Below are 17,511 nucleotides of genomic sequence, written 5' to 3' on the forward strand. Positions count from 1 at the left end.
GGGTGACGGCGGATCTGGCCCGGACCAAGCAGCGGCTGCAGGACCTGGAGTCCGAGCCGATCGCGGTGGTGGCCATGGGCTGCCGCTACCCGGGGGGCGTGCGCTCCCCCGAGGACCTGTGGCGGCTGGTCGACGAGGGCCGGGACGCCGTCGGCGCCCTGCCCGAGGGGCGCGGCTGGCCGGAGGACCTGTACGACCCCGACCCCGCCCGGACCGGCCGGATCACCACCCGGGAGGGCGGCTTCGTCCACGACGCCGACCGCTTCGACGCCGCCTTCTTCGGCATCAGCCCGCGCGAGGCGGCGGCCATCGACCCGCAGCAGCGGCTGCTGCTGGAGGTCGTCTGGGAGACCTTCGAGCGGGCAGGCCTGGTGCCGGCGGCGCTGCGCGGTGAACAGGTGGGCGTGTTCGCGGGCGTGATGTACGGCGACTACGGGTCCCGGCTGATCGGCCGCACTCCCCCGGAGGTCGAGGGCATGGTCGGCACCGGCAGCGCGGGCAGCGTCGCCTCCGGCCGGGTGTCGTACACCTTCGGGCTGGAGGGCCCGGCGGTGACCGTCGACACCGCCTGCTCGTCCTCGCTGGTCGCCGTGCACCTGGCCTGCCAGGCACTGCGCCGCGGCGAGTGCACGCTGGCGCTGGCCGGCGGGGTCACCGTGATGGCCACCCCCGGGGTGTTCGTCGAGTTCAGCCGGCAGCGCGGGTTGGCCGCCGACGGCCGCTGCAAGTCCTTCGCGGCCGCCGCCGACGGCACCGGCTGGGGCGAGGGCGCCGGGGTGGTGCTGCTGGAGCGGCTCTCCGACGCCCACGCCAACGGGCACCAGGTGCTGGCCGTGATCCGCGGTTCGGCGGTCAACCAGGACGGCGGCAGCAACGGGCTCACCGCGCCCAACGGACCGTCCCAGGAGCGGCTGGTGCACGCGGCGCTGGCCGCCGCCCGTCTGGTGCCGGAGGACGTCGACGCGGTGGAGGGCCACGGCACCGGCACCGTGCTCGGCGACCCGATCGAGGCGCAGGCCCTGCTCAACACCTACGGCAAGGGCCGGCCGATCGACCGGCCGCTCTGGCTCGGCTCGCTCAAGTCCAACCTGGGCCACACCCAGGCGGCCGCCGGCATCGCCGGGATCATCAAGATGGTGCTCGCGATGCGGCACGGCCTGCTGCCGAAGACCCTGCACGTCGACGCGCCCACCCCGCACGTCGACTGGGGTGACGGGGCGGTGCGGCTGCTGACCGAGACGGTGCCCTGGCCGCAGACCGACCGCCCCCGCCGGGCCGCCGTGTCCTCCTTCGGCATCAGCGGCACCAACGCCCACGTCATCGTGGAGGGCGCGCCGCCGGCCGAGCCCGCCGCGGAACCGACGGACGCGGAACCGACCGAGGCGGTCCCGGCCGAAACCGGACTGACCGCCTGGCTGCTCTCCGGCCGCACCGCCCAGGCGCTGCGCGAGCAGGCGGCCCGGCTGCTCGACGTCACCGCCGACCACCCCGAGGCCGAGCCCGCCGCGATCGGCCACGCGCTGGCCACCACCCGCACCCGGTTCCAGCACCGCGCGGTCGTGGTGGCCGACGGGCCGGAGGCCGCGCGGGCCGGGCTGACGGCGCTCGCCGAGGGCCGCGCCGCCGCCTCCGTGGTGCGCGGGCGGGTCCGCGCGTCCGGCCGGACCGCGTTCGTCCTCAGCGGTCAGGGCAGCCAACGGCCGGGCATGGGCCGCGCGTTGTACGAGCGCTTCGCGGTCTACGCGGCGGCCTTCGACGAGGTCTGCGCCGAACTGGACCGGCACCTGGAGCGGCCGCTGCGCGACCTGGTGTTCGCCCCCGCGGGCAGCCCCGAGGCCGCCCTGCTGGACACCACCGAGTACACCCAGCCGGCACTCTTCGCCGTGGAGACCGCCCTCTACCGGCTGCTGCGCTCCTGCGGCGCCGAGCCCGACTACCTGATCGGCCACTCCATCGGCGAGTTGACGGCCGCCCACCTGGCCGGGGTGCTCGCGCTGCCGGACGCCGCCGCGCTGGTCGCCGCCCGCGGCCGGCTGTTGCAGGGGATGTCCGGGGACGGCGCGATGGTCGCCCTCCAGGCGACCGAGGAGGAGATCCGCCCGCTGCTGGAGGGGCACCGGGACGTGGACGTCGCCGCGGTCAACGGCCCGGACTCACTGGTGGTCTCGGGCGGCCGCGCGACCGTCCTGGCGATCGCCCAGCAGTGGCGTGACCGCGGGCGCAAGGCCAAGCGGCTCACCGTCAGCCACGCCTTCCACTCCCCGCACGCGGACACCGTCCTGGACGAGTTCCGCGCCCTCGCCGAGAAGGCCGAGTACCACCCGCCGACGATCCCGGTGGTCTCCAACGTCACCGGCGAGCTCGCCACCGCCGAACAGCTGACCGACCCCGGCTACTGGGCCCGGCACATCCGGGCCGCCGTCCGCTTCCACCGCGGCACCGAGACCCTGCGCGCCGAGAACGTGACCACCTTCGTCGAGCTCGGGCCCGACGCCACCCTCTCGGGGCTGGTCGGCGGCACCCCGGTGCTGCGGGCCGACCGGCCGGAGGCGCTCACCCTGCTGCACGCGGCGGCGGCCCTGGAGGTGGCGGGGACCGCCGTCGACTGGCCCGTCCTGCTCGGCTCCACCGGGGCCGCGCCGGTCACCCTGCCGACGTACGCGTTCCAGCGCGAACGGTACTGGCTGGACCCGCTCCCGCTGACCGCGGCGGCCGTCGAACCGGCGGCCACCGCGCCGGCACCGGCCGGGACGGCGGACGCGGCCGAGGCGGCGGACGAGGAGGAGCTGGCGGTGCCGGCACTGGCGCGGCTGGCCCTGGTGCTGCCGGCCGACCGGCCCGACTTCCTGGTCGAGGTGGTGCTCGGCCACGCGGCCGCCGTCCTCGGGGTGGAGCGGGCCGACACCCTCGACCCCGACGACGACTTCCTCCAGCTGGGGCTCACCTCCTTCACCGCGCTCGAACTCACCCGGCTGATGAGCGAGGACGGCATCGAGGTCACCCCGGGCATGGTCTACGACAACCCCACCCCGCGGCTGCTCGCCCAGCACCTGGCCGAGCAGTTGGCCGACCTCGTCGACGGCTCGCCGGCCGCCCAGGGGGTGGCCCGGTGACGGAGCGGAGCGGTACCCGGATCAGCCGGATCGCGCCCCAGCGGCGGCACACCCTGCAGTTCCTGCGCGAGATCCGCGCGTTCTCGCCGGTCTTCCTCGACACCGAGGTCGACATGTCGGCCGTCCAGCGGCTCCGGTCGGACGCCCGGGAGCGCGGTGAGCGCTCCTCGGTCCTGACCTACGTGCTGTACGCGACGGCGCGGGTGCTGGCCCGTCACCCGCAGGCCAACGCGGCGATCCGCGGCGGCGGCCGGCCCAAGGTCGCCCGCTACCCGTCCGTCAACGGCAAGATCACCCTGGACAAGACGGTCGGCGGCGAGCGGATCGTGCTGTCGACCGTCCTGACCGACCTGCAGAACACCGGACTGGCCGAGATCCAGCGGCGGATCGAGCACCACCGCGACGGCGACCCGCAGGTGATGCCCGAGTACGCGGGCACCCGGCTGCTGCACCGGCTGCCGTGGCCGGTGGGCGGGTGGCTGTTCCGGCTCGGCGTCCGGCCGCTGAGCCGTCGGGCGACCACCTTCGGCACCTTCGCGGTTACCTCGCTGTCGCACCGGCCGGTCGACGGCTTCGCCTCCGTCGGCGGCACCACGATCACGCTGGGCCTCGGCCAGGTCGCCGAGCGCCCGGTGGTCCGCGACGGGCGGGTGACGGTCGCCCCGACCATGCGGCTCACCCTCACCTTCGACCACCGGGTGATCGACGGCGCGGAGGCCGCGGACGTCCTGGCCGAGATCAAGGCGGCGCTGGAGACCTTCGAGCAGCCGTCCGCGGAGCCGACCGCCCCGGCCGCCGCCGTTCAGCAGGGGGCACGATGAACGACCTGCGGGAACTCAAGCAGTACGTGGGCGCGCACGCCCGCGGCCAGCGGATCCGGAACTACGCCGCGGTGCTGGAGCGGATCCGCCACGACGAGGACGGCCCGGGCTCCTGGGTCGGCGAGTGGGCCGCCGAGGGCGAGCGGCTCGGGCGGGCCGGGCAGCACCTGGAGGCCTGCCGGCACTTCATCATGGCGAGGTTCCCCTTCGTGGACGGACCGGCCCGGCTCGCCGCACTGGACCTCAGCCTCGCCTCCTTCGAGCGCTGGCGCCGCGAGACCGGGCAGGACATCCACCGGCTGGAGGTCGACCTCAAGGGCGGCCGGGTGGTCTGCTGGCAGAGCGGTCTCAGCCCCACCGACCGGCGCCCGCTGCTGCTGCTCATGGGCGGCAACGTCAGCGTCAAGGAGCAGTGGGCACCCGCGCTGAGGATCTTCCGCCGGCTGGGCTTCGCGGCGATGGTCACCGACATGCCGAGCTGCGGGGAGAACTCGCTGCCGTACGACGCCGACAGCCCGGGCATGATCTCGGGCCTGCTCGACGCCGTCGAGGACCGGGCCCGGGTGCGCGAGACGTACGCGCTCGCCATGAGCTTCAGCGGCCACCTCGCGCTGCGCTGCGCGTCGGCCGACCCCCGGATCCGGGGCGTGCTGACCGTCGGCGCGCCGGTCAACGGCTTCTTCACCGACGCCGGTTGGCGGCCGCGGATCCCCCGGGTCACGATCGACACGCTGGTGCACATGACCGGTGTCGAGGAGCAGCGGCTCTTCACGGAGCTGCGCGGATGGGCACTGACCGGCGAGGAGCTGGCCGCCCTCGACATCCCGGTCGCCTATGTGGCGAGCCGGCGTGACGAGATCATCCCGCCGGAGGATCCCGGGCTGTTGCTCCGGAACGTGCGCCGGCTGCGGATGCTGGAACACGACGACGTGCACGGTGCGCCGGACCACGTGGTCGAGACCCAGCTCTTCACCGCGCGCTCGCTGCTGGCCATGCGGGGCGGCGCGGTGCCGCAGCGCGCCGCGCTCGCGGTGCTCGCGCAACTGGCCCGGATCCGCGGACGCTTCGGCTGATCCACCGCCGCACCCGACGGCGCCGCGCCCACCGAGGGGTGCGGCGCCATCCTTCGTGGGGGCGGCCCAGCCGGACTTCCTGCGCAGAACGGGGAAGGGCTGCGGTGATGTTGCACGCTCCTGGGATTGATGCAGTTTCGTTTCGCTGCCCCGCCGGACGAGTCCGACGGGGCAGCGAAACAAGAGCCAGCCAGCGAGGAACGAGGACTGTCGATTCAGGAGATCAGCATTGTTGACTTCCTCCCCGCGCTAAAGCACGGGGATTCCGGCCGCGCGTGCCGCGCGGGGGCTTCGCCCCGTGTCATGACCGGGGCTGGGTCGGTGATCTCGATGATCCCGGACAGTTGCCGCACCCGAATGTTCTTGAACGCTGTCCCGAGGTAACCGGGGGCCTTCTCCAGCGAGAACCGGGAGCTGAGGGAGACCCGTGCCGGCCCCTCGGGAATCCCGAGCACCTCGCCGGCGGCCCTGGCCCACAACCTGTCCAGCTCCTGCTTGTCGAGATCGCTGTTGGTCGAGACGATGAGCAGGCCCCCAGGCCGGAGGACGCGGACCAGTTCCTTGATGGTGGCCTCGATGTCGCCTACGTGGTACAGCATGTGCAGGGCCAGCACGGCGTCGGCGCTGTCGTCGGCGAAGGGCAGGGCCTGGGCGTCGGCCACCAGAACCGGTTTCGCGACATCGGCGAGGATGCCCGCCGAGATGTCCATGCCGACGACCTGAAGGTCCGGGCGGTCGCACTGCAGGCGGTTGACGAACTTGCCGTTGCCGCAGCCGACGTCGACGACCGTGCCGCTGATGTCGGCCAGTTCCTCAACAATGATTCCCGGCAGGTCGTACTGCGGCTGTTGCCACCGGTAGATCGATTGGCGAGCGGCAAGGTGGCGTCCGTCGGCGTACGCGTTGTTCGCAAGAATCGCCCTGTCGGCAACTGCGGCATCCTGCTGTGCGGTATTGCTCGTCACTGGGGCAGCTCCGAAGGGTTCGTGAGTGCGGGCCGAGAACAGGCTTCTCTGACATTCTCACAGGGACTCAGGGCAAGCGCTGAGCCCACGTAGGTGGGCTCAGCGAGACGAGTACTTGGTGCCCCGGAGTGACTTCAGCCAGGGGCTCCCGGGCGTGGTCGACAGTGCTGGCGAAAGCAGAGTCGAGCAGCACTCCCCGCCTCGTCCTGTCGCCCCGTCGCCGCTTCGGCATGGCCGAAGCGGCGGCACTATCTGGGCCCTCTGTGCAGGAAGTCGGCCAGGCCGACTTCCTACACCTGATGCAGCTTCGTCTCTCCGCCCCTCCGGACCGATCCGGAGGGGCGGAGAAACAGCAACTGACTGGCCGAACTCGGCGCTACCTGGGGAAGTCACCCGCGCGAACAGCGGCGATGAAAGCGTTCCAGGCGTCGGCGGTGAAGAGGAGAGCAGGCCCTTGCGGATCCTTGGAGTCACGGACGGGAAGCACCCCTGGGAACCCGTTCGCGACCTCGATGCAGGCCCCGGTCTCTCCACTGAACGAGCTCTTCCGCCAGTTCGCACCGCTGAGATCGGGAGCAGACACCTTCAGCACCTCCGGTCGATACCGCTACAACTCTCGTATGACCCGGGTGAGTAGGTCGCGGCTCTGGGATGCACTCAACGCACTCGAACGCAACGAGTCGAACGTGAGCGTAAAGGCAGACGTCTCCTCGGGCTTCTCCATATAGAGCATGCCGGCTTGGTGCTCCACGCACGCCACATCGGAGAAGGCCGTCGTGGAGAAGCTGAAGAGCACGAATGAGCCCATGATTCCGGCATGGGCTCCCGCGCTGAAGGGCAGCACCTGTAGCTCGATGTTCGGCCGGTTACCCAACTGCCGCAGGTGATCCAACTGCTTCCGCAGGACGTCCAGCCCGCCTACATGCCCTCGAAGGGCGGCTTCTCCCAGGATCACGCTGAGCTGCGGTGGCTCAGCGCGATCCAGAACCTTCTGCCGCTGCAGGCGAACTGCCACGAGCTCGTCGATTCGCTCCGGCGGGATGTCGAACGGCGATGCCCGGTAGACGGCACGTGCGTAGTCCGCTGTCTGCAACAAGCCCGCGACCATCATCGGCTGGAACGAGCGGATGTGGCTGGCGCTCTCCTCGTAGTCGATGTAGTCGACGTACGACGGCGGCGAGATGTCGAACTGCTGGGCCCAACCGCGCTCTGAACCCTTCCGGTTGAGCGCGGCCACTTCCTCCACGTAACCCGGATCGTCCACGCCGTAGAACGTGAGCAGGTCCCGCAACTCGCTGCTGGAGATCGGCAGCCAGGCATTCTCCATCCGACTGATCTTGGAGCGATAACAGTCGATGCGGGTCGCGGCCTCATCCGGCGTCTTGTCCGCCGCCTCACGGTGCCGGATGAGCAAGCTCGCTACGCGGCGACGGCGAACCGAGGGGCGCGGTTGGCCCATGTGATCAACTCCACATGAGCGAGGCGGAACTGATGCCAAATTACTTGAAAACCGAGATCGGAAAATGTTCCGCACTTCCCGCACCCGGGTGGGGTCGGCAAGGTGGTCTGGTGCGAGTGCGCGCCCACGTCGCTCGGCGTAAGGGCGTGAGCGCGATACGCCTGAGGGCGGGGCCGTGGTGTCCACGGCCCCGCCCTATCCGGTCGACTTCCTGTTCTGAAAGGCCGCAACGTCAGTGGCATTGCGGCCAGGCGTCCCGGCTAGGCATCCCGGTGCCGGAACACCAGGTAGGCGCTGCCGAGGACACCGCCGGTGACGGCGCACATGACGCCGAGTCCCGGCCACGGGCGCATCAGCCGGGGGTCCTGGTGGACCGTCATGATCTGCGCGCCGGCCCGGGTCGGCCAGTAGGTGGCCACCCACTTGGCGAGCTTGCCCGGCAGCGTCGGCGAGAAGGCCGGCAGGATCAGCGTCACCCCGAACAGACTGGTGGCCGAGCCGGAGGTGCTGCGCAGCAGCCCGCCGACGCCCAGGCCGAGCAGCCCGGCGCTGGCGAGGTAGAGGCCGCCGCCGAGCACGGCGCGCAGCGACTTCGGGTCGGAGAGCCGGGCGTGCGGGGCGCCGTGGCGGGCGAGCATGCGCTGGCCGCCGAGGAAGCCGCCGACGGTGGCGGCGAGGCCGACTGGCAGGGCGGCCGCACCGACCACCACCGCCTTGGCGGCCAGCAGCCGCCCGCGGTGCGGCACGGCGGTGAGGCTGCTGGTGATGGTGCCGGTGTTGTACTCCGCGGTCATCGCCTGGGCGCCCAGCAGGCTGATCGTGAGCTGGGCGAGCAGGTGGCCGCGCAAGCTGATCTCGGTCGGGTCGAAGCCCTGCCGCTCGCTCGCGGGGATCGACGCGTACTGCTCGCCGGCGGAGTTGCTGGTGAGCACGGCGAGTCCGACGCCCGCCACCACCGTGCCGAGGGTGAGGTACTGGCCGGACTTGGTGGTGCGCAGCTTCACCCATTCCGACCGGACGAGGTCCCCGAAGGTCGGCGGGCGTCGGGTGACCGACGTGGGCTCGGGGGCCTCGCGTCGGGTGGGGCGGACGGGCGCGCCGTCCTCCTCGGGGACGGCGGCGGGGGTGGCGCTGTACTGGGCGGTGGCGCCGGTCAGCGCCATGAACGCCTCCTCCAACGACCTTCGGCTGGTGGAGAGTTCGTGCAGGACGACGCCGGATCCGGCGGCCAGGGCGCCGATCTTGGCGCTGTCCAGGCCGGTCACCTTGAGCGTTTCGTGGTCCACCGGCCGTACCTCGGCGCCCGCGGCGGCCAGTTCGCCGCCGAAGGCCGTCGCGTTCGGCGTGCGCACCAGGGCCTCGATGGCCGCGTTGGCGTCCGTGAACGCCTCGACGCTCATGTCGGCGAGCAGCCGTCCGCCGCCGACCACCAGCAGGTGGTCCGCGGTGAGCGCCATCTCGGCCATCAGGTGGCTGGAGACCAGGACGGTGCGCCCCTCGGCCGCCAGCTCCCGCATGAGACCGCGGAACCAGACGATGCCCTCCGGGTCGAGGCCGTTCAACGGCTCGTCGAGGATCAGCACGGGCGGGTCGCCGAGCAGGGCGGCGGCCAGGCCGAGGCGCTGGAGCATGCCGAGCGAGTAGCCCGAGGTGGGGCGGTGGGCGGCCCGTTCGAGCCCGACCGTCTCCAGGACCGCGGGCACCCGCGCCGGGTCGATCCCGTTGCTGTGGGCGAGGACGAGCAGGTGCTGGGAGGCCGTGCGGCTCGGGTGCACCGCCCGGGCGTCCAGCAGGGCCCCGACCTGGCGCAGTGGCGCGGGCAGGTCGGCGAACCGTCGCCCGTCGAAGGAGACCGTTCCGGCGGTCGGGGAGTCGAGCCCCAGGATCATCCGCAGGGTGGTCGTCTTGCCGGCGCCGTTGGGCCCGAGGAAGCCGGTGACCTCGCCGGGGCGGACGGTGAAGGTGAGGTCGTCGACCGCGACGACCTCACCGAAACGCTTGCTGAGTCCACGAACCTCGATCACCGATACCTCCCTTGCGTGACCAGCTTTCGATATCAGTCAACCACGGAACGCCCCCCACTGTCTGCACTGTTGACTAGTTTTCAAATCTAGTCATACGTTGTTTTGAGGAGGTGGAGAGTGATCACAAGCGCTTACGCCCGCCCTTGGCGCCGACCCGTCACCGTGGCACTCGGCGTCCTGCTGGTCGGACTCGACAACTACGTCCTGGTGAACGCCCTGCCCGCACTCTCCGCCCGCCTCAGAACCGACACCGCGAGCCTGCGCTGGGTCATCGCCGCCTACTCACTGGCCTGGCTCTGCTCGCTGCTGCCGGCCGAACGGCTCGGCGACCTGCTGGGCCACCGCAGACTGCTGCTCGCCGGGCTGGCGCTCTTCGGCTCGGCCTCGCTGGCGGCCGCCCTGGTCACCACCGTCGGACCGCTGATCGGGCTGCGCGCCGTGATGGGCGCCAGCGCGGCCGTGATCATGTCGCAGACGCTCGCCTCACTGGCCACCGCCTCTCCCGGGGAGAACCGGTCACGGGCGGTCGCGGCCGCCTCGGTCGCGGCGATGCTCGGCCTGCCGCTGGGACCGCTCGCCACCGGGGTCCTGCTCACCCACTTCTCCTGGAGCTCGATCTTCCTGCTCAACCTGCCGATCACCGCCGCCGCCATGGTCGCGGCGGCCCTCGCGGTGCCCGACCACCGCCGGGCCGGTGCACCACCCATGGACTGGCCGGGTCTGGCCCTCTCCGCCGCCGGCGTCACCGCCCTCACCTACGGGGTCATCGCCGGACCCACCGTCGGGTGGACCTCCCCCGGCGTACGGGCCTCCCTCACCGCCGCCGCCCTCCTGCTGGCGGCCTTCGCCCGGCACGAACTGACCACGGCGGCACCCCTGGTCGAACTGCGACTGCTCACCGACCGCCGGATCGTCCCGGCCCTCCTCGCCGGACTGACGGGCACCCTCGCCATCACCGGCACACTGCTCGTCGTCGCGCCGTTCCTGCTGTTCGTCCAGCACCAGAGCCCGCTGGCCACGGGGGTGAAGCTGCTGCCGCTGGCCGTCGGGGTGGCCGTCGGCGGCGCCGTCAGCGAACGGCTGACCACCTGGTCGAGCGAGCGGTCCGCGCTGACCCTGGGGCTGTTGCTGGCCGCCGCCGGGCAGGCCTCGCTGGCCGGGCTGGGCCCCACCAGCGGCTACGAACCGGTCGGCTCGGCACTGGGACTGCTCGGCATCGGGCTCGGCGTCGCCTCGCCGATCGCCACCGACACCGTGCTCGACACGCTGCCCACCGCCCGCGCCCGGGCCGGCAGCCGCCTCTCGCGCTGGTTCCAGAACCTGGGCGGCGCACTCGGCGCCGCCCTGCCGGGCAGCGCGCTGGACCTCGTCTACCGGGCCAGGTCGGGCGGCGTCGACGGGGCGCTGCGGCTCCCCGTCGACGCGGCCGCGTACTGCTCGGGGATCCGCTGCGCCGCCGGGCTGAGCTGCTTCCTGCTGGTGCTGACGGCCCTGTGCGTGGCGCTCCTTCAGCCGTACCGGACAGTCGACGAACTTTGAAAGATCGTTCTACGATGAGAACCGTGAATCACTCCAGCCGCCTTCCCAGTGGGTCCGGCGCTCGCCAGGAACGGGCCGAGCGGATCCTCGACATCACCGCCGAACTGCTGGAACAGCACGGCTACCGCCGGGTCACCATCGACGACGTCGCCTCCCGCGCCGGCATCGGCAAGGGCACCGTCTACCTGCACTGGAAGACCCGCGAAGCCCTCTTCTGGGCCGTCCTGCAGCGCGAGGCCCTCCGGCTCTTCGACCACCTGGTGGACGAACTCGGCAAGGAACCGACCCTCGCCCTGCCGCACCGGCTGATGCGGGTCATCTTCCTTGAGGGCGTCCGCCGCCCCCTGGTCCGCGCCCTGCTGCTGGCCGACGCCGCCGTCCTCGGCAACCTCGCCCGGGACGAGAGCGTCCGCGCCGCCCAGCAGGACCTCGCCGAGAACCCCGACTACCTGCAGATGCTGGCCGACGAGGGCATCCTGCGCCCCGAACTGTCGTCGGCCGAGGCCGTCCACGTCCTGGCCAACGTCAGCCGCGGCTTCTACACGGCGCACGAGCTCGGCGAGGACGACGGGCTGCCGCTGGAGGCACGCGCCGACCTCCTGGCGCACGTGCTGCGGCGCTCGCTGGAGAGCGACACCCCGCCCGACCCCGCCGCCCTCGCCAAGCTCAACGCCCGGGTCAGCGACCTTTTCCGGGTGATGGCCGACGGCCACCGCGAACAGCTCCAGCGGGCTTACTGACGCGTCACCCGGCCTCGGCCGCCCGCCGGTTGTTCAGGGCGACCTTGCGCCGGTAGGCGACCACGAGCATGCGCGCGGACTGCGCCACGGCCGTCTCCGGCAGCGGCACCTGGAGGTCGGCGGGGAGGTCGGCGCGGCGGCCGACCTTCAGCTTGCGGTACACCCGGGTCAGGTGCTGCTCCACGGTGCTGACGGTGATGAAGAGCTTCCTCGCGATCTCCCGGTTGGTGCAGCCCAGCGAGGCCAGCGCGGCCACCCGCAGCTCGGCGTCGCTGAGCGCGGCGACGTCGGCCTGCCCGGGCGCGCGCTGGGCGGGGACCCAGGCCTCCGGCTCGTCGGACGCTGGGTCCTCGGCCGGCTCGGGCCGGCTCTCCGGGGCCAGGCACAGGGTCTGTTCCAGCAGCCCCCGGGGCGGGTCCGGCCGGTCGAGCGCAGCCTGCGACTCCTCCAACTCGGCCATGGCCAGGTTGAGTTCGAAGCGGTCCCCGGCCTGCTCCAGATTGGCGACGGCCTCCCGCAACAGGATCGGGCGGCGGCCCGCCTCACCGGCCCGCGCGAGCGTGCGCAGGGTGATGCCGCGGCTGCGGGAGTGTCCGGGGCCGGTCTTCTCCAGCTGCTCCTCCGCCAGCATGACCGCCTGCTCCCGCTCCCCGAGGCGCAGCAGCGCGCTCGCGGCGGCGGACCGCCAGGGGACGAGGGCCGGCCGGTCGATGTCCCAGCGGTCCATCAGGTCGCCGCAGGTGACGAAGTCGGACAGGGCCGCGCCGAGGCGCTCGGTGGCCAGGTGGTGGATTCCGCGCGCGTGCAGGTAGTGCAGGCCGTAGCGGGTGGTCAGCATGCTCTTCGGCACCGGGTTGTTCACCAGGGCCGCCGCGCCGTCGTGGTCGCCCAGCGCGCTCTTGGCCAGGATCAGTCCGGCCAGCGGCATACCGACCGCCATCCCCCAGCTGCGCGGGGTGAGCTGGGCGAGCGCGGTCTCGCCGTGCCGCTCGGCGGCCGCCATGTCGCCCTGGCGGACCGCGGCCAGGGCCCGGATGGACGAGAGCCGGGCCACCCAGGCCGGGACGTTGCGGCTGACGGCCTCGTCGAGCAGCGGGTCGCACCAGCTGGCGGCCCGGGCCGGCTGGTCCGCGTAGACGAGTGTGAGCAGGGCGTGCTCGATCGGTTCGAGCATGGTGTCGTCCAGCTCGGAGGCCCGCAGGATCTGCTCCGCGGAACTGAGCGTGGCATCGTCCGCGTCCCCGGTCAGCACGGTGGACAGCAGGCCGGCCGCCCGGGACTCGAAGCCGATCAGCAGGGTACGGGCCTTGCCGGCGGTCGGCACGGTCGGCAGGTGCTCCAGGAGTTCGGGGTAGCAGGTGCGCAACCACTTGGCCAGCGCGCCGAGTTCGGCGGCGAGCTCGCGGCTGTGCTCACCGAGCCGGCCGAGCAGGGAGAGCGCCTCCACCGCATCGGCGACCCGGCCGTGCCAGAGCATCGTCTTGGCCACGCCGATCGCCTCGAAGGGGAGCAGTCGGCCGTCCCGCAGGGCTGCGGCCAGCGAGTCCAGGCGGCTGGCGGAGAGCGCCGGGTTGACCCGCCACTCGGCGCGGACCAGGTCGATCGTGACGGCCAGCCGCTCGTCCTCGCAGACGGCCGCGCGGGTCGCCAGTTTCAGCAGCCGGATGGCCAGTTCGGCCTCGTCGTCGTGCAGGGCGAGGTCGGCCGCCGCGCGCAGGATCTGCGACGCCCACGGCTCGTCCGGCTCGTCGGCGGCCAGCAGGTGGTGGGCCACCTCGAAGGCCGACGCGCCGGTGCTGTGCAGCAGCCGGGCCGCCGAGCGGTGCAGCCGCACCTTGTGGTCGGGGCTCAGGTCGTCCAGCACCGCGGCCCGCGCCGCCGGGTGGCGGAAGCCGCCGTCCGCGAGCACCCCGGCCACCGCGAGCTCCTCGACGGCCTGGCCCACCTCCTGGGGGGCGAGGCCGACCAGCCGGTCGACCAACTCGGGCGCCCCGGAGGCGTCCAGCACGGCGAGGGCACGGGCGACCATCAGCATCGGCTCGCTGCCCCGGTGCAGGCAGGCCAGCACCGCCTGGCCGTAGGAGTCGCCCATCTCCAGGGCGTCGTCCGGCCGTTCGGAGCAGGCCAGGGCCGCGGCGGTCCGGTGGTCGTCCAGGAGCGCCCGGACGAGAAGCGGGTTCCCGCCCGTGACGGCGTGGCAGCGGGCGCCGTGCGCGACGGCCCAGTCACGGCCCAGTTCGGCGCCGGCCATCTGCTCGACACCGGCCGGCGACAGTGGGCCCACCCGGATCCGACGGAAGCCGGGCTGGCGGAGCAACTCGACCCGGAAGAGCGGGTTGTAGCGGTGGTGGTGGTCCGACTCGTTCAGGACGAACAGCACCCGGGCGTAGCGCAGCCGGTGCATCAGGTGCAGCAGGCAGTCCAGTGATCCCGCGTCCGCGAACTGGACGTCGTCGACGCAGATCACCACCGGCCGGTCGGCCGCCGCGGCCACCAGCGCGGCGCACAGGGCGTCCAGGGCGGGCGTGGACAGCACGCCGTCCCCCGCGAGCAGGGCCTCGGGCGACAGGGTGAGCACCTCCGCGGCGGCCTCGGCGAGCGCCCGCAACAGCGACGGGGAGGTCTCCGAGGCCGTCGACGGGGAGAGCAGTTGGGAGATCACGGCCATCGGCGCGACCTGCTCGGAGCAGGCGGCGAGGGCGGTGAACACCACCGCGTCCTGACGCATCGCGCTCTCCGCGAGGGCGTGCAGCAGCTCGGTCTTCCCGCTGCCGACCGGTCCGCCGACCAGGGCCACCTGACATCTGCCGAGCGCGGTGGCCCGGAGCAACTCCTCCAGGGAGTCGAGTTCTCTGCGTCGTTCGACAAGCTCGATCGTCATCATTCCCCCTGTGCCGCAGATCGATCGACGCCGCCTCGTCGTACCGGACTTCTGCTTTCAGCTCCGCGCTCCGGGCCGTACCGGGCCGGCCCCACGACCATGGCCGCTCACACCCGGCAGCAGTGAACACCCGATCCGGTCGCCCGGCCCTTGGAACCCCGAAGTGTGCTCGCGCTGTTGGCGCCCCGCTCACTTGCCGTCTTCCGGGCGGAACGGCCGACCCGGTGGCCATCGCACTGCATCACGCCTCCTCGGCGGGTGGATACGACGGCATGAATGTATGACCGATACTGAAAAAAGGTCAACTGTCAAATCTTTCCCAAGACCGCCGCGTCGCCTGCGACCTTTTGCCGCCCGGGCGAACCGCGCGGGCCCCTCCGGGCGCCCCCGCGCCCGACTTGGGCCGACTTTAGAGCCTCTCCCCATACTCATGCCGTACCGCCGGCATCTCCGCAAGTACAGCATTCCGGACGTGCCCGGACTCCCGGAGGGCGCACCGTGGCGCCCCGCCCCGCGAGCGTAAGTGAGGTGCGATGCCCCAGACCAACGCGAGAGTCGCGGTCGCCGAGCGGCCGCTGACCCGCAGTGACGTACACGATGCCCAGCGGCGACTGGCCGGCCGGGTGGTGCGGACCCCGGTCGTCCGCAGCGACGACCTCGACCGCCGAGCCGGCGCCAGACTCTGGCTCAAGGCCGAAAACCTCCAGCGCGGTGGCTCGTTCAAGCTGCGCGGAGCCCTCCTGGCCGTCGGGCGCCTGGCCGCTGCGGGCAGCCGGGGCGTGGTGGCGCAGAGCACCGGCAACCACGCGATCGCCGTCGCACTCGCGGCGCGCGAGTGCGGACTTCCCGCCACCCTGGTCCTGCCGTGCGACGCCGCGCCGACCAAGGTGCGGCGGATCCAGGAGAGCGGCGCCCAGGTGATCCAGGCCGGCACCGTCCTGGCCGACCGGATCGCCGTGGTGGAGGAGCACCGGGCGGTGCACGGCTACGACGTCGTCGACCCGTACCAGGACCCCGACGTGGTGACGGGTCAGGGCACCGCCACCGCCGAACTCCTCGACCAGGTCCGCGCCGCCGGGAGCCGGCTGGACGCCGTGGTCCTGCCGGTCGGCGGCGGCAGCGCGGTGGCCGGCGCCTGCCTCGCCACCGCGGGCGAGCACATCGCCGTCGTCGCGGCCGAGCCCTCGTCGGTGCCCGCGCTCACCGAGGCGCTGCGCCACGGCGGGCCGGTGAACGTCCCGGTACGGCCGACCATCGCGGACGGCCTGCGCCCCGACCGGATCGGCCGGCTCCCCTTCGACACCTGCCACGCGTCGCTGGCCGAGGTGCTCACCGTGGACGAGGCCGAGATCGCCGAGTCGATGGCCGTGGCCCTCACCCACACCCGGCTGCTGGTGGAACCGGCCGCCGCGACCGCGCTGGCCGCCGCGCTGCGGCTCGTGGTCGCCCCCCGCTGGCGCGGGCTCGACGTCGGCGTGCTGCTCTCCGGCGGCAACGTCGAGGCGACCCTGGTGGCCTCGCTGCTGACCGATTTCGCCGGCCGGTGACGGCTTCGCCGGAAACCCATTCCCCCTGACAGGAGGTTCCTCATGGGCAAGATCAAGGCGTTGCTGGTCGGCGGCCCCCAGGCCATCCGCGACGAGGACCGGATTCAGCTCACCGATTCGCTCACCGAAGCCATCAAATACAGCAGCTACGGCGGTTACGAGCATTTCCGGCACGCCGGAGAGTTCGTTTCCTTGAACGGTGACCAGGCCGCAGTCTTCGAATGGACAGCACGTACCGCAATTGCGGAGTGACGGGCCTTCCCGGATTTTCCAGAACCGTCGGCGAGCCGAATCCCACGGCCCGTCGGCGGTTTTCCGCTGCCCGTTTCCGCCGGACACGAAAAGAGGCCCCGGCCGGAGTTCCGGCCGGGGCCCGTTCCGTCGGGCGGGTCCTTAGCCGCGCAGCAGGCCCTCGACCGCCACGGCGAGCTCCCGGTGGGCCAGCATCGAGCCGTGCTCGACGTCCATCTCGACCTCCCGGGCGACGGTGACCCCCTCGCCGACCCCGGAGGAACGCATCGCGCGCAGCCCGCTGAGCGGGCTCGCCGAGCTGAACGCCACCGCCCGCCGCCAGCGGTCCACCGGGTCGAGCTCGCTGGCCGCCGCCAGGTAGCTCAGGAAGGACTCGAAGACGGTGAAGAGCTCCTCCCGCCGTGCGGCGTCCAGGCCCACCCGGGTGAAGGCCGGCTCGCCGATCTCCCGGATCAGCCGGATCAGCCCGTCCCGCAGCGCGCCGATCTCCGGGCAGGCCTCCAGGACCTTCAGCCCGGCCTCGCGGGCCGCGGCGACGTCCGCCTCGGAGATCACCGAGGACATGAAGCCCACGACCTTGTGGTACTGCCACATCAGCGTCTGGGACACGGAGATCTCCGGGTCGAAGACGATCAGCCGCGGCTCGCCCTCCTGCCAGCCGGCGATCCGCTCGGCCAGCGCCGCCGCGTAGACCGCGCCGGCGCAGAAGCCGAGCAGCGCCCGCACCGGCGGCCGCTCCTCCTCCAGGCGCGCGGCCCAGTAGTCGATGTAGCCCTTGCCGCTCCTCGCGTGCTCGGTGCCGTGGGCCGGCGGCACGGTCTCCCAGACCGTCAGGCCGGTGCCCAGGTTCGCCACCAGGTCCGAGAAACGCGCCTCCGGGCGGCCGGTGGTGTCGAAATCCACCGCGAGGACGATCCCCTCGGATCCGTCACCGTCCACCAGGGTCTTCCACGAGCCGGACTCCGCCATCACCACTCCTTTGGTCTCCGCGGTCACATGCCGATGATCCTGCCCGAACCCTAAATTCCCGGGAATTCCCCCGGTAGCCCCTAGCACCCCTATCCGACCCCTGTCCGGGGATTCGCACACTGCCGATC

At 72.5% G+C, this 17,511-nt stretch carries 13 protein-coding genes; 7 read left to right on the plus strand and 6 right to left on the minus strand.

The window, feature by feature from the left end:
* Positions 1 to 2 precede the first annotated feature (2 nt).
* Genes ACH4E7_RS35295 through ACH4E7_RS35305 form a run of 3 tightly spaced genes read left to right on the plus strand, consistent with a single transcriptional unit; the run spans position 3 to position 5,007 of the window.
* Positions 3 to 3,113: a type I polyketide synthase gene (locus ACH4E7_RS35295; RefSeq protein ID WP_396253276.1), complete on the plus strand. Its 3,111-nt coding sequence runs from the start codon at positions 3 to 5 to the stop codon at positions 3,111 to 3,113.
* Complete coding sequence (locus ACH4E7_RS35300) at positions 3,110 to 3,934, plus strand: 2-oxo acid dehydrogenase subunit E2 (RefSeq protein ID WP_396253258.1); 825 nt, start codon at positions 3,110 to 3,112, stop codon at positions 3,932 to 3,934. Before ACH4E7_RS35295 ends, ACH4E7_RS35300 begins: the two co-directional genes overlap by 4 nt.
* Positions 3,931 to 5,007, plus strand: coding sequence for an alpha/beta hydrolase (locus tag ACH4E7_RS35305; RefSeq protein WP_396253259.1), 1,077 nt, complete (start codon positions 3,931 to 3,933; stop codon positions 5,005 to 5,007). The genes ACH4E7_RS35300 and ACH4E7_RS35305 overlap by 4 nt, the downstream gene beginning before the upstream one ends.
* Before the next feature lie 215 nt (positions 5,008 to 5,222).
* Here ACH4E7_RS35305 and ACH4E7_RS35310 read toward each other — a convergent pair whose 3' ends face one another.
* The 4 genes from ACH4E7_RS35310 to ACH4E7_RS35325 form a co-directional block, all read right to left on the minus strand.
* Positions 5,223 to 5,972 (minus strand): class I SAM-dependent methyltransferase, encoded by a 750-nt coding sequence (locus ACH4E7_RS35310; protein WP_396253260.1) that lies wholly within the window; start codon positions 5,970 to 5,972, stop codon positions 5,223 to 5,225.
* A 376-nt stretch (positions 5,973 to 6,348) separates the two neighbouring features.
* Positions 6,349 to 6,564, minus strand: a complete 216-nt coding sequence (locus ACH4E7_RS35315) for a DUF397 domain-containing protein (RefSeq protein WP_396253261.1) — start codon at positions 6,562 to 6,564, stop codon at positions 6,349 to 6,351.
* 15 nt (positions 6,565 to 6,579) lie between these two features.
* A complete protein-coding gene (locus tag ACH4E7_RS35320; protein WP_396253262.1) occupies positions 6,580 to 7,431 on the minus strand; it encodes a helix-turn-helix domain-containing protein in 852 nt (283 codons plus the stop codon).
* Positions 7,432 to 7,691: 260 nt separating this feature from the next.
* The gene (locus ACH4E7_RS35325) at positions 7,692 to 9,455 is read right to left on the minus strand and encodes an ABC transporter ATP-binding protein (protein WP_396253263.1); all 1,764 of its coding nucleotides are present in this window, start codon (positions 9,453 to 9,455) and stop codon (positions 7,692 to 7,694) included.
* A gap of 117 nt (positions 9,456 to 9,572) precedes the next feature.
* On the opposite strand from ACH4E7_RS35325, the gene ACH4E7_RS35330 reads away from it, so the two are divergent.
* On the plus strand, positions 9,573 to 10,994 hold the full coding sequence (locus ACH4E7_RS35330; protein WP_396253264.1) for an MFS transporter: 1,422 nt from the start codon (positions 9,573 to 9,575) through the stop codon (positions 10,992 to 10,994).
* Positions 10,995 to 11,017: 23 nt separating this feature from the next.
* Entirely contained in the window at positions 11,018 to 11,734 is a 717-nt protein-coding gene (locus tag ACH4E7_RS35335; RefSeq protein WP_396253265.1) for a TetR/AcrR family transcriptional regulator, read from the plus strand.
* Positions 11,735 to 11,738: 4 nt separating this feature from the next.
* On the opposite strand, the gene ACH4E7_RS35340 is transcribed toward ACH4E7_RS35335, so the two are convergent.
* Positions 11,739 to 14,615 carry an ATP-binding protein gene (locus ACH4E7_RS35340; RefSeq protein WP_396253266.1) on the minus strand — a complete coding sequence of 959 codons (2,877 nt, stop codon included), beginning with the start codon at positions 14,613 to 14,615 and terminating at the stop codon, positions 11,739 to 11,741.
* Positions 14,616 to 15,148: 533 nt separating this feature from the next.
* Between ACH4E7_RS35340 and ACH4E7_RS35345 the strand changes: the two genes are divergently transcribed.
* Both ACH4E7_RS35345 and ACH4E7_RS35350 read left to right on the plus strand, forming a co-directional pair.
* A complete protein-coding gene (locus ACH4E7_RS35345) occupies positions 15,149 to 16,162 on the plus strand; it encodes a threonine/serine dehydratase (RefSeq protein WP_396253267.1) in 1,014 nt (337 codons plus the stop codon).
* Positions 16,163 to 16,204: 42 nt separating this feature from the next.
* Entirely contained in the window at positions 16,205 to 16,414 is a 210-nt protein-coding gene (locus ACH4E7_RS35350; protein ID WP_396253268.1) for a DUF5988 family protein, read from the plus strand.
* A gap of 141 nt (positions 16,415 to 16,555) precedes the next feature.
* Here the strand turns inward: ACH4E7_RS35350 and ACH4E7_RS35355 are convergent, their stop codons facing one another.
* Entirely contained in the window at positions 16,556 to 17,410 is an 855-nt protein-coding gene (locus tag ACH4E7_RS35355; protein WP_396253269.1) for a hypothetical protein, read from the minus strand.
* Positions 17,411 to 17,511: the final 101 nt, after the last annotated feature.

This window comes from Kitasatospora sp. NPDC018058 (assembly GCF_044327205.1).
Classification (GTDB): domain Bacteria; phylum Actinomycetota; class Actinomycetes; order Streptomycetales; family Streptomycetaceae; genus Kitasatospora.